Annotated in this window: 21 protein-coding genes and 1 pseudogene; 11 read left to right on the top strand and 11 right to left on the bottom strand. The window is 62.7% G+C overall.

Annotated features, from left to right (window positions below):
* Positions 1–56 precede the first annotated feature (56 nt).
* From U5O12_RS05970 to U5O12_RS05980, 3 genes are read left to right on the top strand one after another with little or no spacing between them, the layout of a single operon-like run.
* The gene (locus U5O12_RS05970) at positions 57–944 is read left to right on the top strand and encodes a DUF808 domain-containing protein (protein ID WP_322577753.1); all 888 of its coding nucleotides are present in this window, start codon (positions 57–59) and stop codon (positions 942–944) included.
* Between the two features lie 24 nt (positions 945–968).
* Complete coding sequence (locus tag U5O12_RS05975; RefSeq protein WP_322577754.1) at positions 969–1,913, top strand: DMT family transporter; 945 nt, start codon at positions 969–971, stop codon at positions 1,911–1,913.
* Between the two features lie 22 nt (positions 1,914–1,935).
* A complete protein-coding gene (locus tag U5O12_RS05980; protein WP_322577755.1) occupies positions 1,936–2,730 on the top strand; it encodes an SDR family oxidoreductase in 795 nt (264 codons plus the stop codon).
* A gap of 522 nt (positions 2,731–3,252) precedes the next feature.
* Here the strand turns inward: U5O12_RS05980 and U5O12_RS05985 are convergent.
* A complete protein-coding gene (locus U5O12_RS05985) occupies positions 3,253–4,155 on the bottom strand; it encodes a DMT family transporter (RefSeq protein WP_322577756.1) in 903 nt (300 codons plus the stop codon).
* Between the two features lie 105 nt (positions 4,156–4,260).
* Here U5O12_RS05985 and U5O12_RS05990 point away from each other — a divergent pair, with 105 nt between their 5' ends.
* On the top strand, positions 4,261–5,256 hold the full coding sequence (locus tag U5O12_RS05990) for a quinone oxidoreductase (RefSeq protein WP_322577757.1): 996 nt from the start codon (positions 4,261–4,263) through the stop codon (positions 5,254–5,256).
* Positions 5,257–5,312: 56 nt separating this feature from the next.
* Here U5O12_RS05990 and U5O12_RS05995 read toward each other — a convergent pair whose 3' ends face one another.
* From U5O12_RS05995 to U5O12_RS06010, 4 genes are all read right to left on the bottom strand, one after another.
* Positions 5,313–6,971, bottom strand: coding sequence for a Na/Pi cotransporter family protein (locus U5O12_RS05995; protein ID WP_322577758.1), 1,659 nt, complete (start codon positions 6,969–6,971; stop codon positions 5,313–5,315).
* A 40-nt stretch (positions 6,972–7,011) separates the two neighbouring features.
* The gene (gene lspA / locus U5O12_RS06000) at positions 7,012–7,524 is read right to left on the bottom strand and encodes a signal peptidase II (RefSeq protein ID WP_322577759.1); all 513 of its coding nucleotides are present in this window, start codon (positions 7,522–7,524) and stop codon (positions 7,012–7,014) included.
* Positions 7,524–10,424, bottom strand: coding sequence for an isoleucine--tRNA ligase (ileS, locus tag U5O12_RS06005; protein WP_322577760.1), 2,901 nt, complete (start codon positions 10,422–10,424; stop codon positions 7,524–7,526). Before ileS ends, lspA begins: the two co-directional genes overlap by 1 nt.
* Positions 10,425–10,517: 93 nt before the next feature.
* A complete protein-coding gene (locus tag U5O12_RS06010) occupies positions 10,518–11,492 on the bottom strand; it encodes a bifunctional riboflavin kinase/FAD synthetase (RefSeq protein WP_322577761.1) in 975 nt (324 codons plus the stop codon).
* A 176-nt stretch (positions 11,493–11,668) separates the two neighbouring features.
* Between U5O12_RS06010 and U5O12_RS06015 the strand changes: the two genes are divergently transcribed.
* Positions 11,669–12,226 carry an HNH endonuclease gene (locus U5O12_RS06015; RefSeq protein WP_322577762.1) on the top strand — a complete coding sequence of 186 codons (558 nt, stop codon included), beginning with the start codon at positions 11,669–11,671 and terminating at the stop codon, positions 12,224–12,226.
* Between the two features lie 10 nt (positions 12,227–12,236).
* A complete protein-coding gene (locus U5O12_RS06020) occupies positions 12,237–12,644 on the top strand; it encodes a methylglyoxal synthase (protein ID WP_322577763.1) in 408 nt (135 codons plus the stop codon).
* A 51-nt stretch (positions 12,645–12,695) separates the two neighbouring features.
* On the opposite strand, the pseudogene U5O12_RS06025 reads toward U5O12_RS06020, so the two are convergent.
* Both U5O12_RS06025 and U5O12_RS06030 read right to left on the bottom strand, forming a co-directional pair.
* Positions 12,696–15,387 (bottom strand): annotated as a pseudogene (locus tag U5O12_RS06025) (GNAT family N-acetyltransferase).
* 8 nt (positions 15,388–15,395) lie between these two features.
* Positions 15,396–16,322 carry a histone deacetylase family protein gene (locus U5O12_RS06030; protein ID WP_322577764.1) on the bottom strand — a complete coding sequence of 309 codons (927 nt, stop codon included), beginning with the start codon at positions 16,320–16,322 and terminating at the stop codon, positions 15,396–15,398.
* Between the two features lie 152 nt (positions 16,323–16,474).
* Here U5O12_RS06030 and U5O12_RS06035 point away from each other — a divergent pair, with 152 nt between their 5' ends.
* The 4 genes from U5O12_RS06035 (at position 16,475) to U5O12_RS06050 (ending at position 20,508) form a co-directional block, all read left to right on the top strand.
* Positions 16,475–17,503: a permease gene (locus tag U5O12_RS06035; protein WP_322577765.1), complete on the top strand. Its 1,029-nt coding sequence runs from the start codon at positions 16,475–16,477 to the stop codon at positions 17,501–17,503.
* A gap of 118 nt (positions 17,504–17,621) precedes the next feature.
* Positions 17,622–18,014, top strand: a complete 393-nt coding sequence (locus tag U5O12_RS06040; RefSeq protein ID WP_322577766.1) for a VOC family protein — start codon at positions 17,622–17,624, stop codon at positions 18,012–18,014.
* Positions 18,015–18,584: 570 nt separating this feature from the next.
* Positions 18,585–19,754 (top strand): IS4 family transposase, encoded by a 1,170-nt coding sequence (locus U5O12_RS06045; protein ID WP_322576703.1) that lies wholly within the window; start codon positions 18,585–18,587, stop codon positions 19,752–19,754.
* Between the two features lie 124 nt (positions 19,755–19,878).
* On the top strand, positions 19,879–20,508 hold the full coding sequence (locus tag U5O12_RS06050; protein ID WP_322577767.1) for a hypothetical protein: 630 nt from the start codon (positions 19,879–19,881) through the stop codon (positions 20,506–20,508).
* 74 nt (positions 20,509–20,582) lie between these two features.
* Here the strand turns inward: U5O12_RS06050 and U5O12_RS06055 are convergent, their stop codons facing one another.
* The 4 genes from U5O12_RS06055 to U5O12_RS06070 form a co-directional block, all read right to left on the bottom strand.
* Positions 20,583–20,888, bottom strand: coding sequence for a DUF3892 domain-containing protein (locus U5O12_RS06055; protein WP_322577768.1), 306 nt, complete (start codon positions 20,886–20,888; stop codon positions 20,583–20,585).
* A gap of 53 nt (positions 20,889–20,941) precedes the next feature.
* Positions 20,942–22,057: an acyl-CoA dehydrogenase family protein gene (locus U5O12_RS06060; RefSeq protein WP_322577769.1), complete on the bottom strand. Its 1,116-nt coding sequence runs from the start codon at positions 22,055–22,057 to the stop codon at positions 20,942–20,944.
* Positions 22,058–22,069: 12 nt separating this feature from the next.
* The gene (locus tag U5O12_RS06065) at positions 22,070–23,251 is read right to left on the bottom strand and encodes an acyl-CoA dehydrogenase family protein (RefSeq protein ID WP_322577770.1); all 1,182 of its coding nucleotides are present in this window, start codon (positions 23,249–23,251) and stop codon (positions 22,070–22,072) included.
* An 87-nt stretch (positions 23,252–23,338) separates the two neighbouring features.
* Positions 23,339–24,016: a YceH family protein gene (locus U5O12_RS06070; RefSeq protein ID WP_322577771.1), complete on the bottom strand. Its 678-nt coding sequence runs from the start codon at positions 24,014–24,016 to the stop codon at positions 23,339–23,341.
* A 13-nt stretch (positions 24,017–24,029) separates the two neighbouring features.
* Between U5O12_RS06070 and purN the strand changes: the two genes are divergently transcribed.
* The gene (gene purN / locus U5O12_RS06075) at positions 24,030–24,620 is read left to right on the top strand and encodes a phosphoribosylglycinamide formyltransferase (protein WP_322577772.1); all 591 of its coding nucleotides are present in this window, start codon (positions 24,030–24,032) and stop codon (positions 24,618–24,620) included.
* Positions 24,621–24,727 lie beyond the last annotated feature (107 nt).

The raw sequence follows: 24,727 nt of genomic DNA on the forward strand, positions 1-24,727 counted from the left end.
GCGCATACGCCAAACGGGTGACAATGGGCGCCTCTTTCACTTTTGCACCGACACCTATGGCCAGCAGCCTTCTAGCCCTTCTCGACGACATTGCCACCATCCTGGATGACGTGGCGGTATTGACCAAAGTAGCGGCCAAAAAGACGGCCGGCGTGTTAGGCGACGACCTGGCCCTGAACGCCCAGCAGGTGGCCGGTGTGCGCGCCGACCGCGAGCTGCCCGTGGTGTGGGCGGTGTGCAAAGGCTCCTTGGTCAACAAGCTGATCTTGGTGCCCGCGGCGCTGGCCATCAGCGCGGTGGCGCCCTGGCTGGTGACGCCGCTCTTGATGGTGGGCGGTGCCTTTTTGTGTTTTGAGGGGTTTGAGAAACTGGCGCACAAGTTTTTGCACCGCGCCGAGGACGAGCAGGCCCATGAGGCCGCGCTGATGCAGGCCCTTGCCAACCCGGACGTGGACTTGCTGGCCCTGGAGAAAGACAAGGTCAAGGGCGCCATCCGCACCGACTTCATTTTGTCGGCGGAGATTATTGCCATCACGCTGGGTACGGTGCAAGCCAGCCCGTTTGCCACCCAGTTCACGGTCTTGGCCGGGGTGGCCTTGATCATGACGGTGGGCGTGTATGGCCTGGTGGCTGGCATCGTGAAAATCGACGACGCAGGCCTGTACCTGAGCCGACAATCTGGCAGCGGCACGCAGGCTTTGGGCCGTGGCCTGTTGCGGGCGGCGCCCATTCTCATGAAGGTGCTGTCGGTGGCAGGTACTGCGGCCATGTTCCTGGTGGGCGGCGGCATTTTGGTGCACGGCCTGCCATTTCTGCACCACCTGCTCGAGGGCCTGCCGGTGGGCTTTGTGTGGGATGGTTTGGTGGGTGTGGTGGCTGGTGGCTTGGTGCTGGCCGGCGTGACAGGTGTGCAGCGTGCGCGCCAGGTGTTTCAACGGAAATAGCATTCAAAAGTGCCTTCAGAGCCCATGCATAGTGCGCAAGCAGCTCCTAAATCAATAGCAGCTGGTTTGTTTTTGGCGATCGCAGGTGCGATTGCCTTCAGCGGCAAGGCCATCATCGTCAAGCTGGCCTACCGCTACGGCGTCGATGCCGTCACGCTGATCATGCTGCGCATGCTGATGGCGCTGCCGTTCTTTCTGGCTATTGTGTGGTGGACCGGGCGCAAGGCGCGCCTCTCGGGCGTGGCCTTGCCGCGTCTGACGGCGCACGACAAGTGGGGCATTCTGGGCTTGGGCATCACCGGCTACTACCTCGCCAGCTTTCTGGACTTTGCCGGGCTGGCCTACATCTCGGCCTCGCTGGAGCGGCTCATCCTGTACCTGAACCCCACGCTGGTGGTGCTGTTGGGTGTGGCGCTGTATGGCAAACGCGTGACGGTGCCGCAGGCGCTGGGCATGGCCATCAGCTACAGCGGTGTGCTGCTGGTGTTTGGCCACGAGGTCACGCTGGCCGGCGGCGACGTGGCGCTGGGTGCGCTGCTTGTACTTGGCAGCGCCATCAGCTACGCGCTCTACCTCTCGTACAGCGGCGAGCTGGTCAAGCGCCTTGGCTCGCTGCGCCTGGTCGGGCTGGCGACCAGCGTGGCCTGTGTGCTGTGTATCGCGCAGTTTGTGCTGCTGCGCCCGCTCAACACCGCGTTTGCCGTGGCACCCGAGGTGCTGTGGCTGTCCCTGATCAACGCTACCGCCTGCACCGTGGTGCCGGTGCTGATGGTGATGATGGCGATTGAGCGCATTGGCGCCGGCCTGGCCGCGCAGGTTGGAATGGTGGGCCCCATGTCCACCATCGCCATGGGCGTGCTGCTGTTGGATGAGCCCATGAATGCGTGGGTGGTGGGCGGCACGGTGCTGGTGCTGCTGGGCGTCTATGTGGTGAGCCGCCAACGCGCGGCTCCGCCTTCGGCTGATTGATTGATTTTTTGGAGACAAGACCATGGACTTGGGAATCAAAGGCAAATGGGCGCTGGTGTGCGGCGCCAGCAAAGGGCTGGGCCTGGGCTGCGCCCAGGCGCTGATGGCCGAGGGCGTGAATGTGCTGATCGTGGCGCGCGGTGCCGAGGCGCTGGAACGCAGTGCTATGAATTTAGAAGCTGCTTACGCAGTATCCACGGGGGCTGAGGTGCAATTTTGTGCCCAAGACATCACTACGGAAGCCGGGCGCTCCGCTGTGTTTGCCATGCGCCGTGACTTTGACATCGTGGTCACCAATGCGGGCGGCCCGCCGCCCGGTGACTTCCGCGACTGGGGCCGCGAGGCCTGGATCCAGGCCGTGGACGCCAACATGCTCACGCCGATTGAACTCATCAAGGCCACGGTGGACGGCATGGCCGCGCGCGGCTTTGGGCGCATCGTCAACATCACCTCCAGCTCGGTGAAGTCACCCATCGACATCCTGGGCTTGTCCAACGGCGCGCGCAGCGGGCTCACGGGATTTGTGGCCGGCGTGGCGCGCAGCAGCCTGGCAGCCAAGGGAGTGACGATCAACAACCTGTTGCCCGGCAAGTTCGACACGGACCGCATCGCCACCACGGTGAAGGCGGCGGCGGCCAAGACGGGGAAGAGCGTGGACGACATTCGCGCGGCGCAGCAGGCGCAGATTCCGATGGGACGCTATGGCACGGCGCAGGAGTTTGGGCAGGTCTGTGCGTTTTTGTGCAGCCAGCAGGCGGGGTATATGACGGGGCAAAATGTGTTGCTGGATGGGGGGGCTTACCCCGGGACCTACTGATCTTTTGTGTGGGGTTGAGCACTTTTTTAACCCCCAGTTTTTTTAACACCCACTCCCCCAGCCCCTCGCCCCCGTCGGCGAGGGGAGCCTTTGAACAGCCGATTTGGCGACTGCGCGCCGGTTACGGTGCTAGAGAAGTAGCGTCACCAACAGGTAGGTGCGCCACGGCCAGTGCTAACGGTTGTGGTGAATGAAGAAATTTGGGCGCGGAGCCACTGGCGGGCGTTGCCGCCAGCGTTGGCATACCAACCGCTCCGAGGTCGCCACAACCGCAGGCACTGGCCGTGGAGACAACCCAAGCTGGCAACGTCACCCCATTTGCCACGCAGTCGGCGCAACACAAAAAGATGTGGCTGTTAAAGGCTCCCCTCGCCGACGGGGCGAGGGGCTGGGGGAGTGGGTGTTAAAAAAAAGCACTCCCAACCCCAAGCCACACCGCCAGCCAGCAGGGGGCAGCCCCGCCCCAGCCACCACGCTGCACATGGCAAGTACTCGTTTTACGGCGTGGGCTGTGCAGGTTCGCTATTTGCGCGAAGACAGCACGATGCCCGAGACGATGAGCACAAACGCCACGCCGTGGTACAGGCGGGGTGGTTCCCCCAAGAACAGGGCGGAGAGCAGTGCTGTGAACAGCGGCGTGAGGTTGATGAAGAAGCCCGCCACTGCGGGGCCTGCGCGTGACACACCGGCACCCCAAGATCCATAGGCAATTACGGCGGGGCCGATCGCAATAAAAGCAAGGGCTGCCGCCAGAGGCCAGCTCCAGTCGATGTGTGCTGGCGTCAGTGCCCACTCACCCGCCGTGAACAGCGCCGACCAGCCCAGGCCAAACACCATTTGCCCCAGCAGAAACTGCGCCCAGTTGGTGCGAATGGTGGCGGACTCGGGGGTAGGGTGGGCGAGCAGCCAGCTGTAGAAGGCCCAAGCGATGGACGCCAGCAGCACATACAAGTCACCGGGGACCAAGCGAAGGTGGGTGATCACCTCCCAGTCACCCCGGCCCAGCACCAGTACCACTCCGGCCATGGACAGGGCCGCTCCCAGCAGCTGGCGGCGTGTCACCGCCACCTTGAAAAGCAGGCGCCCAATCAGCAACATCCACACCGGTGTGCTGGCGCCCACCAAGGTCACGTTGATAGCGGTAGAGGTATTGAGTGCCAGGTACAGCAGCGCGTTGTAGCCACCGATGCTGAACAGGCTGAGCCAGGCAAAGCGCCGCCATTGGGGCCACAGGTCGCTGCCGGTGCGCAGCACCGTGCCAGCCAGTGGCAGCAGCAGCAAAAACGCAATGCCCCAACGCAGCAGGTTCAGTGTCATGGGCGAGACCATGGGTGCCACCATTCGCCCCACGACCGCGTTGCCCGACCACATCAGGGGAGGGATGACGAGCAACGCAATCGCGGTAGGAGTAAGGCCTTTGTGCATGCGGGCGACTGTAGCAAGCGGTGCATGGCTTCGCTTGCGAGCGGCTGACGCGGGTTTCTGGCACCATCTGCGCCCACAAGCCCATCACCACTTTGGAGACTTCCCATGACTGCCATTGCCTCTCGCGCCATCCACATCGCCCAACACGGCGGCCCCGAACAATTGCAACTGGTCCACGTGACCGTGGGCGAGCCCGGCCCCGGCGAAGTGCGTATCCGCCACCACGCGGTGGGACTGAACTTCATCGATGTGTACCAACGCACCGGCCTGTACCCCCAGCAGTTGCCCGTGCAACTGGGCATGGAAGCCGCGGGTGTTGTCGAGGCCGTGGGCGAGGGCGTTACCCACCTATCAGTGGGCGACCGCGCTGCCTATGCCAGCAATCCGCCCGGCGCCTACTGCGAGGTGCGGGTGCTGCCTGCCAAGTGTGTGTGCAAGCTGCCCGACGCCATCAGCTTCGAGACGGGCGCCGCCATGATGCTCAAGGGTCTGACGGCCCAGTACCTGCTCAAGCGCACGCTGCCCCAGGGCGGGCTCAACCGCGGTGACTTTGTACTGTTCCATGCCGCGGCCGGTGGCGTGGGCCTGATCGCCTGCCAATGGGCCAAGGCCTTGGGTCTACGCCTGATTGGCACCGCTGGGTCTGACGCCAAATGTGCCTTGGCCCTCGCCAATGGGGCTGAGTTTGCGATCAATTACGCAACAGAAGACTTTGCCGCGCGTGTCAAGGACATCACGGGTGGCAAGGGTGTGAAGGTGGTCTACGACTCGGTGGGCAAGGACACCTGGGACAAGTCCCTGGATTGCCTGGCTCCGTTTGGACTGATGGCCAGCTTCGGCAATGCTTCCGGCCCCGTGGCGCCGTTTGCGCCGGGCATGCTGGGTGCCAAAGGCTCCATTTATGTGACACGCCAGACCCTGTTCACCCATATTGCCACCCGCGAGGCGACCCAGGCCATGGCGGACGATCTGTTTGCTGTGGTGCAAAGTGGCGCAGTCAAAATCCACATCGCCCAGCGCTACGCACTGGAAAACGTGCAACAAGCCCACAAAGACCTTGAGGCGCGTCAAACAACCGGCTGCACCATCCTGACTCTGTAAAACACGGCTGGGTACTGCGTGCAGGCAGTGTTTGCGGGCAAACGCCCTGTTGGCGCCTATTTGCCGCTGGATTCCACGTTCATGCGCAGGCGGTTGGGCGCCAGTTCGCCCGCCGAGTCGAGGATAGGGTAGGCAATCGAGCAGATGTGCGAGTTGATACGCTTCAAGTCGCTGATCAGGTCCAGGTGCAGGGAGCTGGTCTCGATGCTGGAGAGGGTGTTGTCGGTGAGGCGCTCGATGTGGGTGGCCGCGTACTGGCGCTCCAGGTCGCGGAAGCGGGTTTTCTCTTCGAGCAGGCGGCGTGCATCGCGCACATTGCCATTTAAAAACACACTCATGCCCAGGCGCAGGTTGTCCACCAGGCGGCTGTGCAGTTCGCAGATTTCGGCCATGCCGGCGTCTGAAAACTCGCGCCCCTTGTTGATCTTCTTGTCCTCCACGTCCTGGATCACGCGCTCGATGATGTCGCCAATCTGCTCCATGTTGATGGTGAAGCTGATGATGTCGGTCCAGCGCTTGGCTTCGTTTTCGCCCAGCGCCTCGCGCGAAATTTTGGTCAGGTAATACTTGATGTCGCTGTACAGCTCGTCCACCGTGTCGTCCATGGTGCGCAGCTGTTTGGCCAGGGCTTGGTCGTTGTCGCGCATCACAGCCAGCGTGCCTAGCAGCATGGACTCGACCACATCGGCCTGGTGCATGGCCTCGCGCACGGCGCAGGAAATAGCCAGCGAGGGCGTAGCCAGTGCGGAAGGGTCCAGATGACGCTGGCGTCCGGCCACCGTGGTCTTTTGTGGCTTGGGCAGCCAGTGTTCTACCCAGCGCGCCACTACCTGCGTGAAGCCAATCAGGGCAATGCCCACGCCCAAATTGAACGCAAGGTGAAAGCCCACTACCAGCGTAGCCTCGTCGGTGAGGTAGGGGCTGGCGTAGCGCATCCAAACGCCCGAGAACGGCAGCACCGCCGCCACGCCCAGCACCTTGAACACCAGGTTGCCCAGTGGTACCTGGCGGGTTTCCACATTGGCATTCATGGTGGTCAGCACGGCCAGCGCACCACTGCCCAGGTTGGCGCCCAGCACCAGGCCCAGCGCCACGTCCACGGGAATCACTCCCGAGGTGGCCAGTGTGGCCGTCAGCAGCACGATGGCCAAACTGGAGTAGGACACCAGGGCCAGTGTGGCGCCCACCACAATTTCCAGCAGCATGTCGCTGGTTAGCGTGCCCAGCAGGGCTTTGACGGCTGCGGACTGGGTGAGCACGGTGGCCGATTGCGTGACCAGGCGCAGCGCCAGCAGCATCAGGCCCAGCCCGATAAGTACGCGGCCCACACGCCCTACGGTGGTGGAAGGGCGGGCAATGAATAGCACCACACCAATGAAGATAAACAGGGGCGAGAGCCAGGACAGGTCGCGGGAGAACACCACGGCCATCAGGCTGGTGCCAATATCGGCGCCCAGCATCACAGCCAGCGCCGAGGGCAGGCTCATCAGCCCTTGGCCTACAAAGGCGGAGACGATAAGTGCGGTGGCAGTGCTGGATTGCACCACGGCGGTGACGCCAATGCCGGACACCACGGCCGCAAAACGGTTGCCCGTGCTATGTGCCAGGATGCTGCGCAGGTTAGCGCCAAACACGCGCAAGATACCAGTGCGTACCAAGTGCGTGCCCCACACCAGCAGGGCAATCGCGGCAAACAGATTCAGCAAATGCGTCACAAACTATCCTTCATCTGCTGCGCCCAGTGCCGCCCCCTGTTTATCGGGTTTTGCGCACGCGCAGCAGTTCGTCCAGTATCAGGCAAATAGCGCCGATAGAAATCGCGCTGTCCGCCACATTGAAGGCGGGGAAATGCATGCCCCGCCAATGAAAGTCCAGAAAGTCCACCACATAACCATAGGCCAGGCGGTCAATCACGTTGCCGATAGCACCGCCCAGAATGCAGGCCATGGCAAAGCTGAACAACTTTTGCCCCGGGTGGGCTTTGAGCATCCAGATGATGACCGCAGCCGCAACCAGGCCAATCACCGTGAAGAACCAGCGCTGCCAGCCCGAGGCGCCCGCCAGAAACGAGAACGCTGCGCCGGTGTTGTGCACCCGCACCACGTTGAAAAAGCTGGTCACGTAGGTGCTGTCGCCCAACTGGTAGTAGCCCAGGATCAGGATCTTGGTGAACTGGTCTGCCAGTAGCAAGATGAAGGCCAGGCCCAGCCATTGCCACAGGCCACTGGTGCTACTGCCGCCGCCAAACGGCTTGTTACCGCGGGCCATCAGGCAAACACCCTTTTTTCACCGGCGCCGTAGAGGTTGCTGGTGCAGCGGCCACACAGCGTAGGGTGCGCAGCATCCACGCCAATGTCTTGCCGGTAGTGCCAGCAGCGCTCGCATTTGGTGCCATTGGAGGCTGTTACGCTTATGGATTGTGCGCTACCAGCTACCAAAGTGATAGCAGATGTGATGAACACAAACTTCAGGTCTTCGCCCAGGCTGCTCAAGAGCGCGAACTCTTCGGCAGGCACGGTCAGCGTCACCTCGGCTTGCAGCGAGGCGCCCACCTGACCGGCTGCGCGCAGGGTTTCGATGTCCTTGTTGACCGCCTCGCGCACCGCACGAATGCGGTCCCACTTGGCCAACAGCGCTTCGTCGGGCGCTGCCAGGTTCACATAGCCGTCCATGAAGATGGACAGCTTGGTGGCCGCAGGCGTCTTGCCCTCGGCACCCAACACAGCCCAGGCTTCCTCGGCGGTGAAGCTGAGGAAGGGCGCCATCCAGCGCAGCATGGCCTGGGTGATCTGCCACAGCGCGGTTTGCGCGGAGCGGCGGGCCAGGCTGTTGGCGCCGGTGGTGTACAGGCGGTCTTTCAGGATGTCGAGGTAGAACGCGCCCAGGTCTTCGCTGCAGTAGACCTGCAGCTTGGAAACCACGGGGTGGAACTCGTAGACCTTGTAGTGCGCCAGGATGTCGGCTTGCAGCTGGGCTGCGCGGCTCAGGGCGTAGCGGTCGATCTCCAACAGCTGGTCGGCGGGCACTGCGTCCTTGGCCGGGTCAAAGTCGGAGACGTTGGCCAGCAGGAACTTCAGCGTGTTGCGCACGCGGCGGTAGGTGTCCACCACGCGGGCCAGGATCTTGTCGTCGATGTTGAGGTCGCCCGAGTAGTCGGTGCTGGCCACCCACAGGCGGGCGATTTCTGCGCCCAGCTTGCTGGTCACGGTTTGCGGGTCCACCGTGTTGCCCAGGCTCTTGCTCATCTTGCGGCCTTGGCCGTCGGTGGCAAAGCCGTGGGTCAACAGGCCCTGGTAGGGCGCGCGGTCGTAGAGTGCGCAGCCCAGCAGCAGCGAGCTGTGGAACCAGCCGCGGTGCTGGTCGTGGCCTTCGAGGTACAGGTCGGCTTCCGGCCCTTCGGTGTGGAAGGGCGGGCGGGCGTAGGCGTCTTTGTGGCTGCCGCGCAGCACGTGCTGGAAGGTGGAGCCAGAGTCGAACCACACTTCCAGGATGTCGGTGCTCTTGGTGTAGCTCGGTGCATCGGCTGCGCCCAGGATTTCTTCCACGGTCACGCGGCTCCAGGCCTCAATGCCGCCTTTCTCCACAATGTCCGCCGCCTGGTCCAGGATCTCCATCGTGCGCGGGTGCAGCTCGCCGCTGTCCTTGTGCATGAAGAAGGGGATGGGCACGCCCCAGCTGCGCTGGCGGCTGATGCACCAGTCGGGCCGGTTGGCGATCATGTCGCGCAGGCGGGTGCGGCCGTTCTCGGGGTAGAAGCTGGTGTGCTCAATGGCGTCGAGAGCCAGCTGGCGCAGGGTCTTGGGGGCCTTGTCTTTGGTGAACACGCCATCGCCTTCGTCCATGCGCACAAACCACTGGGCGGCGGCGCGGTAGATCACCGGCGTCTTGTGGCGCCAGCAGTGCGGGTAGCTGTGGGTGATGCCTACGGTCGCCATCAGGCGGTGGTTGTCGCGCAGGGTGTTGATGACGTTGGCGCAGGCTTTCCAGATGTGCTGGCCGCCAAACAGGGGCAGCTCTTCGGCGTACACGCCGTTGCCCAGCACGGGGTTGAGGATCTGGTCGTATTTCAGGCCGTTGGCGATGCAGCTGTTGAAGTCATCCACGCCATAGGCGGGCGAGGAGTGCACGATGCCGGTGCCGTCGCCGTCGCTCACATAGTCGGCCAGGTACAGCGGCGAGAGGCGCTTGTAGCTGTATTCATTGCCTGCCACGTTGACATCTGCGGGAAGGTCATACAGCGGGTGGCGGAACACCTGGCCGCGCAGGGCTTCGCCCTTGGCAGTGGCCAGCACGGTGCCGGTCAGGCCGAAGCGCTCCATGCACTTCTCGACCAGGTTGGCACCCAGCAGCAGCACGCCCTTGGGCGTGTCCACCAGCGCGTATTCCAGCTCGGGGTGGGCGTTGAGCGCCTGGTTGGCGGGGATGGTCCAGGCGGTGGTGGTCCAGATGACAGCAAAGGCCTGCTTGCCTGCTGGCAAGGCGCTCAGGCCGAAGGCCTTGGCCAGGCCGGCCGCGTCGTTGGACTCAAACGCCACGTCCAGCGTGTCGCTCTTCTTGTCCGCGTATTCGATCTCAAACTCGGCCAGGCTGGAGCCGCAGTCAAAGCACCAGTACACGGGCTTGAGGCCCCGGTAGACAAAGCCGCGTTCGATGACGCGCTTGAAGGCGCGGATTTCGCCCGCCTCGTTGGCCGGGTTCATGGTTTTGTAGGGGCGCTCCCAGTCGCCCAGCACGCCCAGGCGCTTGAAGTCTTCGCGCTGCTGGTCGATCTGCTCGGTGGCAAAGGCGCGGCTCTTGGCCTGCATGTCGTCGCGGCTGAGGTTGCGGCCGTGCAGCTTTTCGATGGCGTTTTCGATCGGCAAGCCGTGGCAGTCCCAGCCGGGGATGTATTGCGCGTCAAAGCCGCCAAGCTGCTTGCTCTTGACGATCATGTCCTTCAGCACCTTGTTCAGCGCGTGGCCGATGTGTAGCTTCCCGTTGGCGTAGGGTGGGCCGTCGTGCAGCACAAACAGTGGGGCGCCAGCGCGCGCGTCGCGCAGCTTTTTGTACAGGCCTTCTTCATTCCAAGTCTTGACCCAAGCCGGTTCGCGCTTGGGCAGGTCGCCGCGCATGGGGAAGGGGCTGTCGGGCAGGTTCAGGGTGCTGCGGTAATCAACTTTGTCAGTCATGGCGAAATCTCAATGGGAGTTGAATGCCCTGCGGTGGTTGTCACGGCAGGCGGTGGGGGCAAGACGCGGGGCAAAGTGCGTCGGGCGGCCCCGTCAAATTCGCGCAGCGAGCCAGGCGCGTGCATCGTCGCAGTCTTGGTGAATGCCCTTGGTGAGGGAGTCCAGACCGTCGTATTTCAGCTCGTCGTGCAGTTTGTGTAGCAGTTCCACGCGGATGATTTTACCGTAGGCCCCCTCGGGGCCCAGCTCGGCGGGCCAGTCCAGGCAATGGGTCTCCAAGAGCACGCGCCCGCCGTTCACATCCGTCGGGTCCAGCGAGGGGCGCACGCCCAGGTTGGCCACGCCCTGCAGCGGTTTGGCGGCCAGGCCATGCACCAGCACCACAAAGATGCCGCTGGCGGCCGGTTTCCAGTGCGCAAAGCGCAGATTCAGCGTCTTGAAGCCCAGCGTGCGGCCCAGCTTGCGCCCGTGCACCACGTGCCCACTGATGCAATAGGGCCGACCCAGCAGGCGGGCCGCGGCAGCCATGTCGCCCCGGCCCAGCGCGTCGCGCACAGCGGAGCTGGAGACGCGCAGGCCGTGCACCTCGTAGCTGTTCATGCGCGCCACATCAAAGCCCTGGGCGTCGCCCGCCGCGTCCAGCAAGCCGTAGTCGCCCGCCCGGGCCTTGCCAAAGCGGAAATCGTCGCCCACCAGCACATAGCGTGCGCCCAGGCCGCCTCGCAGCACCTGGTCGATAAATTCCTGCGGGCTCTGGTTGGCTAGCCGTGCGTCAAAGGGCAGCACCACGGTCTGGTCCACACCGGCCTTGGCCAGGTCGTCCAGCTTGTCGCGCAGGGTGCCCACGCGGGCCGGGGCCAGTTCGGGTTTTTTGTGCAGCTCGGCAAAGTAGTCGCGCGGGTGGGGCTCAAAGGTCAGCACGCAGCTGGGCACGCCACGCTGCTGCGCCTCGGCCTTGAGCAGGGCCAGCATGGCCTGGTGGCCCCGGTGGACGCCATCAAAGTTGCCAATCGTGACTGCACTAGCGCTGGCAACGCCAGGGTGCTTGAAACCGCGAAAAACCTTCATGGAGTTGTTATCTTTTTGATAGCAGGCCGCGCAAACGCTGCCGGGGCTGGACGCCAATTTGTCATGGAAACACGGTATATTGTCACCTAGCAGGGCCCAGACGTCTGTCTGGTGCGCACTTGCAGACCTTTGCAGTCCGTGTTGGTGGTAGGTTTTACCGTTGATGGAGGCGTTGCGTGAAAGTCTTGAAGTTGTCGGCCCAGGGGCTTCCCCAATCCTGGATCTCGCTGGAACAGGCGGTGATCCATTACGCGTCTGGCGAGGTGCGCTGGGAGTCTGGCGGCGAGGTCGCCGTGTTCCATGGTGGGCACAACGCCGTCACCGGCCAGCAGTCCATCATCAAGGTCAACAGCATCATCGGCACGCGCGGGGTGCCCAACATCAACCCCTTCAACCTGCGCCCCGGCCTGACCAACGCCAAGCTCTTTATCCGCGACCGCAATGTGTGCGCCTACTGCGGTGGCCATTTCCACGAGAGCGAGCTGACCCGCGAGCACATCATCCCCTTTGCCCAAAACGGCATCGACACCTGGATGAACGTGGTCACCGCCTGCAAACCCTGCAACCACCGCAAGAGCCACCGCACCCCCGAGCAGGCCCACATGCCTCTGCTCTACACGCCCTATGTGCCCAGCCTGTGGGAAGACTTCATCCTGCGCAACCGCCGCATCCTGGCGGACCAGATGGAGTTTTTGATGGCGCACGTGCCCAAGTCCTCGCGCCTGCTGGATTAGCATTGCAGGCATGCACAACGCCCCCGCCACTCCCACCCCGTCAGACCGCCCCCGCATTGCGCTGATTGCGCACGACCGTAAAAAAGACACCATGGTCATTCTGGCCAAAGAGTTCGCACCCTATTTGCAGCGCTGCACGCTCATGGCCACCGGCACCACGGGCGGGCGCTTGGTGGATGAATTGGGCTTGGAGGTGGAACGCATGCTCAGCGGCCCCTGGGGCGGCGACCTGCAGATTGGCGCGCGCCTGGCGGTGGGCGAGGTGGATGCGGTGATCTTCTTGCGCGACCCCATGACCCCGCAGCCGCACGAACCCGACATCAACGCCCTGGTGCGGGCCTGCGATGTGCACGACGTGCCTTGCGCCACCAACCTGTCCAGCGCGCGTCTGGTGTTGGCACAGATGCTACTGAAATAATAGCTGCTCGCGCAATATCCACGAGGGCTAGGGGCCTAAATGGCCTAAAAATCAGAGCTTGTGGCTCACCAGCTTGAAGTCGGGGTCTTCGGCGTAGGTCTTGACGGTGAAACCCAGGCTGCGCATCAGGCGCAGCATGCCGGGGTTGTGTACCAGCACCAGGCCGTCGATTTCGCTCAGGCCCTTGTCGCGCGCCACATCCATGATGGACTGCATCAGCCGCGAGCCCAGGCCCTTGCCGCTGTAGTCGTCGGCCACTACCAATGAGAACTCGCAACTGGACTGGTCGGGGTTGGTGACGTAGCGCGACACGCCAACGATGCGCTCGGTCTCGGTAAAGTCGCCCTCGCCATTGGCCACGCGCTCCTTGTGCACCGCCACCAGCGCCATCTCACGGTCGTAGTCAATCAGCGTGAAGCGCGCCAGCATGGCCGGTGGCAGCTCGTGCATGCTGGAGACAAAGCGGAAGTAGCGGCTTTCCTTGGACAGGCCTTGCACCAGCGTTTGCAGCATCTGTGCATCGTCGGGCTGGATGGGGCGCACGGTGTACTCGCCGCCATCGCGCATGGGCCAGAGCTGCTCGTACTGCGCGGGGTAGGGCAGGATGGAGAGGTGGTTGTAGTTGTGGATGCGGCTGCTCACGCCCTGCGTGGCGTGGTCAATCACAATGCGCGCATCCACCGCCACTGCGCCATGCTCGTCCACGATGATGGGGTTGATGTCCATCTCGCGCAGCTGGGGCAGCTCACACACCATCTCGGAGATGCGCAGCAGGATTTGCTCCAGCATGTCCACGTTGGCGGGCTGGCTGCCCCGCCATTCGCCCAGCGTCTCGGCCACGCGGGATCGCTCAATCAGCCGGCGTGCCAAAAACTGGTTGAGCGGGGGCAGTTCCATCGCCCGGTCGTTGATCAGCTCAATCATGGTGCCGCCCGCACCAAACGCAATCACCGGACCAAACGGATCGTCGGTCACCAGGCCAATGTAGATCTCGCGCCCGTGGCGCGGGCGCACCATGGTTTGCACGGTGACGCCGTTGATGCGCGCATCCGGGCGCAGCTTCTTCACGGTTTGCACCATGTCGTTGTAGGTGTCGCGCACGCCGGTGGCGTTCATGATGTTGAGCGCCACGCCGCCCACATCCGACTTGTGGCTGATGTCGGGTGAGTCGATTTTCAGCACCGCCGGAAAGCCCAGCTGCGTGGCAATCATCATGGCCTCGTTGGCACTGCGTGCCAGGATGGTCTGCGTGACCGGAATGTGGAAGGCCGAGAGCAGCGTCTTGGACTCCATCTCGGTGAGCACCTTGCGCCGCTCGGCCAGCACGCTCTCAATCACCAGGCGTGCGCCCTCAATGTCGGGCTTGGCCAGGGTGGACAGCGGTGGTGGCGTTTGCTGCAGCAGCAGCTGGTTTTGGTAGAAGGATGCAATGTTGCCAAAGGCCCCCACCGCCGCCTCGGGCGTGCGAAAGCTCGGGATCTCGGCCGCCTTGAAGATGCTGCGCGCTGCGTTCACCGTGGTGTCGCCCATCCAGCACGACAAGCAGCGGCTTGACCATGGTTTTTTTCTCTTCCGCCAGGGCGGTGGCTACGGCAGACGCATCGTTGCCCGCCTTGGGCGAGTAGATGGCCAGCACGCCGTCCACACCGCGGTCGCGGTTGGCCGCCTGGATGGCGGCACGGTAGTGCTCGGGCCCGGCGTCTTCCGACAGGTCCACCAGATCGGTTAATGAGGCAAGTTCGGGCAGCAGCGGCTTGAGCTGGGCGGCCGATTCGGCCGACAGCTTGCCCAGCGCCAGCTGCAGCTCGTTGATCCAGTCCGCCGCCAGCACACCGGGGCCGCCGCCGTTGGTGACGATGGCCAGGCGCTTGCCCACCGGGCGGTAGCGCGAGGCCAGGCACTTGGCGGCCGAAAACAACTCCACAAACGAGCGCACCCGCACCGCACCTGCGCGCCGCAGCGCAGAGTCAAACACATCGTCGCTGCCCACAATGGTGCCGCTGTGCGTCTGCGCCGCCTCGTTGCCCGCCGGTTTGCGCCCGGCCTTCAGCACCACCACCGGCTTGGCGTTGGCCGCCATGCGCAGCGCACTCATGAAGCGGCGCGCGCTGGAGATGCCCTCCAGGTAGACCACGATGCTCTGCGTCTGCGCGTCGTTGGCCAAAAAGTCCAGCACATGCGCAATGTCCACCGCCGTGTGCGGCCCCAGCGACACCACCGATGAAAACCCCACCGCGTTGTTGGCCGCCCAGTCCAGCATGGACGAGGTGAGCGCGCCCGACTGCGACACCAGCGCCAGCGAGCCGCGCTGGGCCAGCGGCCCGGCCGCACTGGCATTGAGCTGCAACTGCGGGCGCTGCAGGCCCAGGCCGTTGGGCCCCAGCAGGTGCACGCCTTCGCGGCGGGCAATCTTTTTCAGCTCGGCCGCCTGCTCGGCCGTGATGCCACTGGAAATGATGAGCGCAGCGCGGCAGGCCACCCGGCCTGCAATCTCCAGCGCGGCGGTCACATCCTTGGCGGGCAGGGCGATGATGGCCAGGTCCGAGCGGGCCTGGGCCAGCTCGGCCAGCGTGCCTGTGCTGTGGATGTCCAAAAAGCGCAGGCTGCCGCTGAAGGTTTGCGCCTTTAACGAGGCCACCACGGCGCGTGCTTGCGGCGTCTGCGCCTCGGGGTCGTCCACCGGCCCCGCAAACACAATGATGGATTGGGGTGCGAACAGGGGGGTGAGAAAGTGTTTGTCCATGGGGTTCTCTAGTCAGCGCCTATCAATACTTTGACGTGTTCGGCCACGCTGCGGGCCAGTGGGTTGAGCACGTAGCCGCCTTCCAGGCACGAGATGACGCGCCCCTGGCAATGCCGCTGGGCCACGTCCATCAGCTGCCGGGTGACCCAGGCGTAGTCGGCATCCACCAGGCCCAGGTTGCCCATATCATCTTCGCGGTGGGCATCAAACCCGGCAGAAATGTAGATGAGCTGCGGCGCAAACGCATCCAGTGCGGGCAACCACTGGGTCCGCACGGCGTCGCGAAACTTGTCACTGCCCGAGCGTGCGGGCAGGCCCACATTCACCATGTTGGGGCCCTTGGCGTTTTCGCCAGTAAAGGGGTAGAGGCCTTCTTCAAAAATGGAGCACATCAACACCCGCTCGTCCCCACGGAAGATGTCTTCACTGCCATTGCCGTGGTGCACGTCAAAGTCGATCAGCGCCACGCGCTGCAGGCCGTGCACATGCAGCGCATGGCGGATGCCCACCGCCACGTTGTTGAAGAAACAAAAGCCCATGGCCGCTGCGCGCTCCGCGTGGTGGCCCGGCGGGCGCACGCAACAAAACGCGGTGGGCACCTGGCCGGTCAGCACCAGGTCGGTGGCCTGCACGGCAGCCCCGGCGGCGCGCAGCGCGGCGGGCACGGTGTAGGGGTTCATGTCGGTGTCGGGGTCCACCTTGTGGTAGCCCTCGGTGGGGGCCGCGTCCAGCAGCTCATGCACATAGTTGCTGGCGTGGGCGCGGCCCAGCTGCTCCTCGGTGGCCAGGGGCGCGTCGTAGGTGTTCATGTAATCCAGCAGGCCCTTGACCAGCAGCATGTCGTGGATGGCGCCCAGGCGCTCTGGGCACTCGGGGTGGTGGGGGCCCATCTCATGGCGGGCGCAATCGGGGTGCGATATGTAGGCGGGCAGCACGTGGTCTCCTGCGGTGATGTTCCAGCCAGTCTAGGCAGCCATGCTGACACCAGTCTTGACATGGCGCAATAGGCAGTGGCGCGGGTGGACATCCCCTGAATCCTTGGGGATTCGTGCCCCGCCCAGGCACTGTTGATACCATCGCGGCACCCATGACATCCAAGCCCCTCCCTTCTGGCCGCACGGCTACCTCCCACCGCTTTGTCGCCGCCAGCTCGTATGTGCTGGTGGGCATCATTTGTTTGACCGTCTTGGTCTACGGCATGTTGCCCGGCCTGTTGGCCGTGTGCTTGGGCTTTATGGTGGCGCAGGCGCTCAGCACCAGCCAGCGTTTGGGGCGCATGCGGCCTAGCCCGTTTGTGGCGGCGGCCTGGGTCATCTTGGTGCCTTTGGTGCTGTTTGGTCTGGTCTTGTCCAACGCCAAAGGCATGGTGCTGGGGGCCAGCGCCCAATACGCGGCCTTGCTGCACCACCTGGCGGGCACCGTGCTGGAGATTCGGCAAAAGCTGCCGCCGGACTTGGCCGCCCACCTGCCCGATGGCCTGGTGGCTGCGCAGGCCTGGTTGGCCGCCTATTTGCAAAGCCAGGCCCGCGCCATCACCGGCTTTGGCTCCGCCAGCCTGCAAGGCCTGCTGCTCGCCTACGTTGGCCTGGTTATTGGTGGCCTGATTGTGGGCACCCCTGGTGTATCCGACCCCGCGCCCCTGCGCGCTGCCGCGCGCACCCGTGCCCGGCATTTCATCGGCGCGTTTCGCCAAATTGTGGTCGCCCAGTTCTGGATTGCCGCTTTCAACGCCGTCTGCACCGCCTTGTTCCTGTTTGGTGCCTTGCCACTGTTTGATGTGGTGGTGCCGTACTCGGGCATGCTGGTGGCGCTCACCTTCTTTGCCGGGCTGATCCCCATCGTGGGCAACCTGCTGTGCAACGGCGTGCTCACGCTGGCCGGCATGTCGGTAGCGCCTATGGTGGGCTTGGCCTGCCTTATGTTCCTCATTGCCATCCACAAGTTTGAATACGTCATCAACGCCAAAGTGGTGGGCAAGCGTACCGGCACCACCGCCTGGGAGTTGCTCACCGTCATGTTTGTGGGCGAAGCCATCTTTGGCGTGGCCGGCCTGGTGGCCGCGCCGCTGTACTACGCCTATGTGAAGCGCGAGCTGCTGGAAGCCGGGCTGGTCTAGTTTTTTGAGCCTTTTAGGCCTCTAGCCCCCGTGGATACTGCGCGAGCAGCTTCTGATTTGATAGCATGTTGAGGCTGCCGCACTAGCCTATCGGCGGGGCAGCCCACCGGAGGAGCCCATGTTTTCCCACATCTTTGTCGGCGCGACTGACTTTGAACGCGCGCTGCGCTTCTACGCCCCCGTGATGCAGGCCCTGGGCCAGCAACAACGCTTCATTGACCGCAGCCGCCCCTGGGCCGGCTGGCAAACCGAAGGCGTGGCGCGGCCGCTATTTCTGGTCGGCAAGCCGTTTGAAGGCGCGCACGCGGCGGGCAATGGGCAGATGACGGCCTTTCTGGCGGATAGCCGTGCGCAGGTGGATGCGGTGTACCAAACTGCGCTGACCCATGGCGGCAGCAGCGAAGGTGCGCCGGGGCTGCGGCCGGAGTACCACGCCCACTACTACGGGGCGTACTTTCGGGATACGGAGGGGAACAAGCTGTGTGTGGCTTGTCATGAGGCGGTGGGGTGATGGAACGGCATTTCGTACGGTTCGATGTTGCAGCTGCCGCCATGCTGGTGTTGGGGCTCGCAAGCTTGGGAGCCTCTCAACTTCCATGGGGTGGCGCTACGATTCAACCTTGGCTTGTATCCCTAGGCCTCCTCCTCACCGGAGTCCCAGTATCTATCGACACGGCTTGTAAGTGGCATCAACGAGCGACATTCTTCCGTTGGGGCGGCATTGTTTACGCAGAGCACCCTATCTGCTATCACCTCTATGCTGCGTTAATGATGATGATTTCCGGTGGCATCCTAATCGCGGGCATACGCCACCTCGTTCTGGCCTTCTAGATTGGCACTTTGCCAGGCAGTTGTTTGTTCAACAGCGGCTTTGCCGGTTTTGGCTTAATTTTCATAAAAACCCGGCAGCTTTGAATTTGCGAGAACAGATATAAATCAAGCCAGTAGTGTCCCAACGTTCTCACATCAGGACTTCGTAAGTTAATGATTTGCTTGCAGAATTCGACATTCCGGTCTGGTCTCGATTTGAACGTCGAGCGTCAGACTTGTGGCCTTTTGCGCGAGAGCGCGAAGGGCCGGTATGCACCAAGGCAAGCTCGTGTTTTCTCAGCTCATGGCCTATCTGCCCATGAGCACCTTTCGCAGGTGTGTGGCCAAGCATCGGGGCGACCACAAGGTCAAAGATTTCTCGTGCCTGGACCAGTTCTTCGCCATGGCCTTTGCGCAACTGACCTACCGGGAGTCCCTTCGCGATATCGAAGTCAACCTGCGGGCGCAAGCCAATCGGCTTTACCACATGGGCTTTCGCTGCTCTACGATTTCGCGCAACACACTGGCCAATGCGAATGCCACTCGTCCATGGCAGATTTACGCCGACTTTGCCCAACACCTGATTGGCATGGCCAGACCGCTGTATGCCAAGGAGCCACTGGGAATCGACCTGGATGCGGCCGTTTATGCGTTCGACGCCAGCACCATCGACTTGTGTCTGTCGTTGCATCCGTGGGCACCGTTTCGCTCCACCAAGGCCGCTATCAAGCTGCACACCTTGCTGGATCTGCATGGCTCCATCCCCAGCTTCATTCACATCACCGATGGCAAGACCCACGAGGTCAATGTGATGGACGACTTGGTGCTCGAAGCCGGGGCCTTCTACCTGCTGGATCGCGGGTATCTGGACTTCAAAAGGCTGTATGTCATTCATCAGGCCCAGGCCTTCTTCGTGACGCGTGCCAAGAGCAATACCCAGTTCAAGCGGCGCTACTCCAACCCCGTGGACCGCAACACCAGCAACGTCATCTGCGACCAGATCGGCGTGCTCACGGTTTTCTACTCCAGCAAGGATTACCCAGCCGCTTTGCGCAGGGTTGTCGTCAAAGACGAAACCGGCAAGCGCATCACGTTTCTGACCAACAACTTCGCCTTGAAACCCGAACTCATTGCCGACCTGTATCGCCAGCGTTGGAAGGTCGAGTTGTTCTTCAAATGGATCAAGCAGCACTTGCGCATCAAGGCTTTTTTGGGTACCAGCGAGAACGCCGTGAAGACGCAAATTTGGATCGCGGTGTGCACCTACGTGCTGATCGCCATAACAAAGAAACGTCTGCATCTTGAGCATCACAGCCTTTACGAAATCCTACAAATCCTGAGCCTGACCATGTTTGAACAAACCCCAATAAATCAACTACTTACACCACCCTCAGCGGATTCAGATCTGAGTTCCGAGCCTCAACAGCTCGTTCTCCTCTGAAAAACGTTGGGACACTACTGAAATCAAGCACTTAATCAATACACGGGAGAGAAAGATGGGGCCATACGACTTTGTTCATAAGACCTGTTTGACGCCCACAACACCTTAAGCACCACGGAACGTTATGCCCGACATCACCCAGTTCATTTCCGAGCCACACTTACTTGCCTACCAGCGAGCCTTACCCCGAATTCAGCAAGATCAAGTCGCGCACCTCGCCTGGGATTCGCACGACGAAAGTTATGGCGTCGGCGGCAATACTTTTCGGGCATACACAGGTTGGCAGAGCAGTCCATCAAGACTTTTTCGCAATTGGGCGTGCCATACCTCTCAGACAATCCTTCAGACAGATCCGTCTTCGCTTGACTCTATGGAAGCCTTCGAAGGCTGGCATCAAGGCCTTTCTTGTTCCCTTCAGCAAAAATGGATGGAAACCCAGGGCAGAGGACTTTCGGTTGCGCACAAATACAAACTTATTGACCTGTACATCAAGTGGCTTACCCAACACAGCCTGCCCGATCCCGCCCTCGGCATCCAATTTGTTCGATTTGGTCACTGCGCTCTTGATCGGCAGACTCTTGCCAAGATCAATGCCCACCTGAGCGGAGCTTTACCCCTCGCAAAGCCCACTATGGGACTCATTGCCACTGAAGAAACGTATTCTTTATGCCAAGCTGTCGTGCGCGAATACTGCGTGGTTGCAGGCGGTGCTCCAGTGTTGTTTGACTACTTCGCATGGCAGCCTGGAGCCTAAATTGGTCGTGTATGGACTCCCCCGCAAGTATAAGAAGCTGATCGATAGTTTGGTTTTGAAGGAAACGCAAGCGCCTACTTGTCTGGCAACCCCAACAAGTCCTCCGTAGGCCGTCCATCCCGAAAAGCCTGCAGATACTTCTTCCGCCCCAAGGTTTGCACGCCCACCCACGCACCAGGCTGGCCGGGTTTGGTGGCGGGGCACCACAGGGCTTGGGGGCCGCTGGACTCCACGTACTCGATCAACTGCTCTTTCGTGGAGAAGCCAGTCTCGCTGGTGGGCTTGCCGTCCACCACCTGCACCCACCAAAGGATGTGGAGGTGTTCGTGTTTGTAGCCACCGCGCATGCGCTTAGCCACACATTGGAGGTAGATCGCCATGGTGGTTTCAATGCAGGGGCTGGGGCTTGTGTGCCGCGCAGCCCCTGGCCTGTTTAGGCAAACACGCCAGCCGTGTCTTGCATGCGGGCCGACACCTCGCCCAGGTGGTGCAGGCTGTCGCCAAAGGTCATTTCCAGCTGGGTGAGTTTCTTGAAGTAGTGGCTGCCGATGTACTCGTCCGTCACGCCAATGCCGCCATGCAGCTGCACCGATTGCTGGCCGACAAAACGCATGCTTTGGCCCAGCTGGTACTTGGCGCGGGCCATGGCCGCGCGGCGCTCCGGTGCGGGGGCGTTGAGCTTGAGGCTGGCGTAGTAGCTCATGCTGCGGGCCAGTTCCAGCTGCATCTTCATGTCGGCCGCACGGTGGCGCAGGGCCTGGAAGCTGCTGATGGCTACGCCAAACTGCTTGCGCGTGTTCAGGTACTCGGCGGTCAGCGCCATGGTCTTGTCCATCACGCCCACGGCCTCGGCGCAGGTGGCAGCAATGCCCACGTCCACGGCGTGCTCCAGCGCGGCCAGGCCTTGCGTGGTGATGAGGGTGGCGGGGGCGTTCTTGAAGGTGACTTCGGCGGCGCGGCTGCCGTCTTGCGTGCCGTAGCCGCGGGTGCTCACACCGGCCGATTCACGCTCCACCAAGAACAGGCCCATCACGCTGTTGACCTTGGCCGAGACGAGGTAGGCGTCGGCCTGGTCGCCCGCGGCTACTATGCTTTTCGTAGCGTTCAGCACATAGCCACCGGGGGCTTGGTGGGCTTTTCCTTCAATGGTGTCGAGTGCGTAGCGGCTGGCACGCTCCTGGTAGGCCAGCACCACCAGCTTGTCGCCACTCGCCACGCCGGGCAGCCAGGCAGCTTTGGTGGCGGCGTCGGCGTAGCCTGCAATCACTGCGCCTGCGATCAGCGCCTGGGCCAGCGGCTCCAGCACCATGCCACGGCCCAGCTCTTCCATCACCACCATGCCTTCAATGGGCCCCATGCCCATGCCACCGCCGTCTTCGGGCACGTACAGGCCGGTGAGGCCCAGCTCGGCCAGCTCGGTGTAGGCAGCGCGGTCAAAGCCGCCGGCCTTGGTGATGGAGCGGCGGCGCTCGAAGTCATAGCCTTTGTCTACGTACTTGCGCACGGCATCGCGCAGTTGTTCCTGGTCGTCAGAGAAATCGAAATCCATGTCTGTCTCCTCTTAGCCCAGGACAACCTGGGACACGATGTTGCGTTGCACTTCGTTGCTACCACCGTAGATGGTGGTCTTGCGCAGGTTGAAGTAGTGGGAGGCCAGGGGCGCGTTGCCCACTTCGCCGCCAGGGAAGTTGCCCTGCCAGCCCGCCTCCATGGCCTCGCGCACCAGTGGCAGGGCAAAGGGGCCAGCGGCCAGCATCATCAGCTCGCTGTAGCGCTGTTGAATCTCGCTGCCGCGAATCTTGAGCAAGCCCGCAATGTCCAGCGAGTTCTTGCCGCTTTTTTCGGCCGACAGCACGCGCAGCACCATCATCTCCAGCGCCACCACGTCCACTTCCAGCTTGGCAATTTCGTCGCGGAAACGGCTGTCTTCCCACACGCCTTCGCGCTTGGCGATGCGCTTGAGGCGTTCCAGCTCGCGCTTGCTGCGGTTCACGTCGGCAATGTTGGTGCGCTCGTGGCTCAGCAGGTGCTTGGCGTAGGTCCAGCCCTTGTTCTCTTCGCCAATCAGGTTGTCGGCCGGCACCTCCACGTTGTCGAAGAAGACTTCGTTCACCTCGTGGCCACCGTCCAGCATGATGATGGGGCGCACGGTGACGCCGGGGCTCTTCATGTCGATCAGCAGGAAGCTGATGCCGGTTTGCGGCTTGCCCTCGGTGCTGGTGCGCACCAGGCAGAAGATCCACTCGCCATACTGGCCCAGCGTGGTCCAGGTCTTCTGGCCGTTGACGATGTACTTGTTGCCTTGGCGCTCTGCGCGGGTCTTGACGGAGGCCAGGTCCGAGCCGGAGCCCGGTTCGCTGTAGCCCTGGCTCCACCACACCTCGCCGCTGGCGATACCTGGCAAAAAGCGCTGTTGCTGCTCGGCCGTGCCAAAGGCCATGATGACCGGTGCCACCATCACCGGGCCAAAGGGCACGATGCGCGGCGCACCGGCCAGCGCGCACTCTTCTTCAAACAAGTGCTTTTGCACCGCCGTCCAGCCCGGGCCGCCAAACTCTTTGGGCCAGCCAAAGCCCAGCCAGCCCTTTTTGCCCAAAATCTTGGCCCAGCGCTGCATATCTTCGCGGGTCAGCTCCAGGGCGTTGTGCACTTTGTGGGCAATGTCGGCGGGCAGGTTCGCGCCAACCCATGCGCGAATCTCTTCGCGGAACTGCTGTTCTTCGGGGGTGAAAGCCAAATCCATGGGGGGATGTCTCCAGTGTGTTTTTGGTGTGTGGGCGGTGTATCAGGCGGCTCAGGGCTGCTGAGTCCGTGTTTTAGCACGACCGTTCTATTCGTTTTGTCCGGGTTGTGACAAACCCAGCTCGGCACACAGTTTTTGCACCGTGCTGCGCAGCTCGGCCAGCTCAGTTTCCAGCTGCGCCACGCGGGTCTGCAAGTCGGCGCTGGCCGCTGAACCGGTAGTAGCCATACGGCTGGCCACAGCGGCGCTGGCATCCACCGGCCCGCACAGCAGGTGGGCCCAGCGCTGTTCGCGCGCGCCGGGTGCGCGGTCCAGCTTGATAACCAGCGGGCCACCCTTCTCCTCGCTGCGCTCCTGCATCTCATCCAGAAAGGCCTCCACCGACGAGGTGTCGGCAAAGCGGTACCAGCGCTCGGCGTTCAGGCGCAGCTCGGCCGCGGTCTGCGGGCCGCGCAGCATCAAGAGGCCCAGCAGCACGGCGCTTTGCTCTGGCACGCCAATGCCGCGCTGTGCGTTGTGGGTGAACTTGGTGGCACGTCCGCCGGTGGTCTCGTGCACCAGGCCGGCTTCGCGCAGCGTGTCCACCGCGCTGCTCACTTCGGATTCGCTGAGTTCCATCAGCGGCTCGCGGCTGGTTTTCTGGTTGCAGCCCAGCAGCAGGCTGTTCAGGGTGAGTGGGTAGCTGTCGGGCACAGTGCGGGCTTTTTCCATCAGCGTGGCCAGCACGCGGGCTTCAACAGGGGTCAAGAGAACGGGGGTGGTCATAATTCAGCCAGTTATGAAAAACATCGTCATTTTGATCTCTGGCGGCGGCTCCAACATGGCCGCCATCGTGCGTGCCGCCCAGCGCGAAGACTGGGAGAGCCGCTTTGGCGCCCGCATCTCCGCCGTCATCAGCAACAAGGGCACCGCCGGCGGCCTGGTGTTTGCCAAAGAGCAGGGCATAGACACCGCCGTGCTGGACCACAAGAGCTATGAGAGCCGCGAAGCGTTTGACGCCGCACTGATGGCCGAGATTGACCGCCACACCACGCCCGAGGCGCCGGTGCTGGTGGTGCTGGCAGGCTTCATGCGCATCCTCACGCCGGGTTTTACCGCGCACTACGAAGGGCGCCTGACCAACATCCACCCCTCGCTATTGCCCGCCTTCCCCGGCCTGCACACGCACCAGCGCGCCATCGAAGCGGGCTGCAAGTTTGCCGGTGCCACCGTGCACCTGGTGACCGCCGAGCTGGACCACGGCCCCATCCTGGCCCAGGCCGTGGTGCCGGTGCTGCCCACCGACGACGCGGATGCGCTGGCCGCCCGTGTGCTCACGCAAGAGCACCTGATCTACCCCCAGGCGCTGCGCGAATTGCTATCGAAATAGGAGCTTCTTGCGCATATTTCGCGGGTGCTGGAGGCCTGTTTGATGAAAAAATGCCAGTAGTGCCGGGCTTGCCTGTTTCTGCTTCATTGACAGCCATCACATGGCCT

Origin of the sequence: Rhodoferax sp. (assembly GCF_034519335.1) — a bacterium.
Classification (GTDB): domain Bacteria; phylum Pseudomonadota; class Gammaproteobacteria; order Burkholderiales; family Burkholderiaceae_C; genus Allorhodoferax.

Bases quoted from the DNA above. Each gene is read 5' to 3' on its own strand.
- U5O12_RS06050 (WP_322577767.1), top strand. From the start codon at position 19,879: ATGCCCGACATCACCCAGTTCATTTCCGAGCCACACTTACTTGCCTAC.
- U5O12_RS05975 (WP_322577754.1), top strand. From the start codon at position 969: ATGCATAGTGCGCAAGCAGCTCCTAAATCAATAGCAGCTGGTTTGTTT.
- U5O12_RS06010 (WP_322577761.1), bottom strand. From the start codon at position 11,492: ATGAAGGTTTTTCGCGGTTTCAAGCACCCTGGCGTTGCCAGCGCTAGT.
- U5O12_RS06055 (WP_322577768.1), bottom strand. From the start codon at position 20,888: ATGGCGATCTACCTCCAATGTGTGGCTAAGCGCATGCGCGGTGGCTAC.
- U5O12_RS06065 (WP_322577770.1), bottom strand. From the start codon at position 23,251: ATGGATTTGGCTTTCACCCCCGAAGAACAGCAGTTCCGCGAAGAGATT.
- lspA (WP_322577759.1), bottom strand. From the start codon at position 7,524: ATGGCCCGCGGTAACAAGCCGTTTGGCGGCGGCAGTAGCACCAGTGGC.
- U5O12_RS05990 (WP_322577757.1), top strand. From the start codon at position 4,261: ATGACTGCCATTGCCTCTCGCGCCATCCACATCGCCCAACACGGCGGC.
- U5O12_RS05980 (WP_322577755.1), top strand. From the start codon at position 1,936: ATGGACTTGGGAATCAAAGGCAAATGGGCGCTGGTGTGCGGCGCCAGC.
- U5O12_RS06045 (WP_322576703.1), top strand. From the start codon at position 18,585: ATGCACCAAGGCAAGCTCGTGTTTTCTCAGCTCATGGCCTATCTGCCC.
- U5O12_RS06060 (WP_322577769.1), bottom strand. From the start codon at position 22,057: ATGGATTTCGATTTCTCTGACGACCAGGAACAACTGCGCGATGCCGTG.
- U5O12_RS05970 (WP_322577753.1), top strand. From the start codon at position 57: ATGGCCAGCAGCCTTCTAGCCCTTCTCGACGACATTGCCACCATCCTG.
- U5O12_RS06035 (WP_322577765.1), top strand. From the start codon at position 16,475: ATGACATCCAAGCCCCTCCCTTCTGGCCGCACGGCTACCTCCCACCGC.
- purN (WP_322577772.1), top strand. From the start codon at position 24,030: ATGAAAAACATCGTCATTTTGATCTCTGGCGGCGGCTCCAACATGGCC.
- U5O12_RS06020 (WP_322577763.1), top strand. From the start codon at position 12,237: ATGCACAACGCCCCCGCCACTCCCACCCCGTCAGACCGCCCCCGCATT.
- ileS (WP_322577760.1), bottom strand. From the start codon at position 10,424: ATGACTGACAAAGTTGATTACCGCAGCACCCTGAACCTGCCCGACAGC.
- U5O12_RS05985 (WP_322577756.1), bottom strand. From the start codon at position 4,155: ATGCACAAAGGCCTTACTCCTACCGCGATTGCGTTGCTCGTCATCCCT.
- U5O12_RS06040 (WP_322577766.1), top strand. From the start codon at position 17,622: ATGTTTTCCCACATCTTTGTCGGCGCGACTGACTTTGAACGCGCGCTG.
- U5O12_RS06070 (WP_322577771.1), bottom strand. From the start codon at position 24,016: ATGACCACCCCCGTTCTCTTGACCCCTGTTGAAGCCCGCGTGCTGGCC.